The sequence below is a fragment of the Alcanivorax sp. HI0083 genome (assembly GCF_001635175.1).
On the sequence record NZ_LWFX01000263.1, the window covers coordinates 1 to 876 of the forward strand.

At 59.6% G+C, this 876-nt stretch carries 1 protein-coding gene; it reads left to right on the top strand.

The window, feature by feature from the left end; translation table 11 throughout:
• Positions 1–201 precede the first annotated feature (201 nt).
• Positions 202–876: acyl-CoA dehydrogenase family protein (locus tag A3754_RS02830; RefSeq protein WP_197468412.1), on the top strand; the 675-nt coding region annotated here is incomplete at its 3' end.

Consider the following 876-nt stretch of genomic DNA (forward strand, 5'->3'; position numbering starts at 1 on the left):
CGAACCCCCGCACGCTAATCGCAAACCCCCAACCTCCAGACTTGCCGGCGCACGCCAAAGGCTGCGATTCGCCTCACCCGTCGGGACCGGACAGTCACCCGGCATTGATGTGGCCGTCACGCCTTAGCGCTAGAATGTGGGCCATTGTTAATCGGCACACCCAGGGTGGGCCGCCGCCGTTGACCAACAGGACTAGCCAGCATGCTTGATCAGAACGAAATCGAACTGTTTCGCGATAACGTCAAAAAATTCCTCGAAAACGAAGTCGCCCCGCACTACGACCAGTGGGAAAAAGCCGAAATGTTCCCCCGCGAGCTGTGGAACAAGATGGGCGAAAATGGCCTGTTGTGTGTGGACGTGCCGGAAGAATACGGCGGCTTCGGCGCCAACTTCCGCCTGTCCGCAGTGATTGTGGAAGAAGCCTCCCGTGCCGGTTTTGGTGCCCTGGCGTCCAACATTTCCGTGCATTCCGACATCGTTGCTCCCTACATCCTGCACCTGGGTAGCGAAGAGCAGAAACAAGCCTGGTTGCCGAAAATGGTCACCGGTGAAGCCGTGGGCGCCATCGGCATGACCGAACCTGGTGCCGGCTCCGACCTGCAGGGCATGAAAACCCGTGCCGACAAGGACGGCGATGGCTACAGCATCAGCGGCCAGAAAACCTTCATCACCAACGGCCAGCACTGCGACGTGATCGTGCTCGCCACCAAGACCGACCCGAATGCCGGTTCCAAAGGCATGACCCTGTTCACCGTGGACTGCGCACTGGACGGTTTTGCGCGCGGCCGCAACCTGGAAAAAATGGGCCACCACGCGGCGGATACCTCCGAGCTGTTCTTCGAAAACGTGAAAGTGGGCGCCGACCAGATTCTTGGT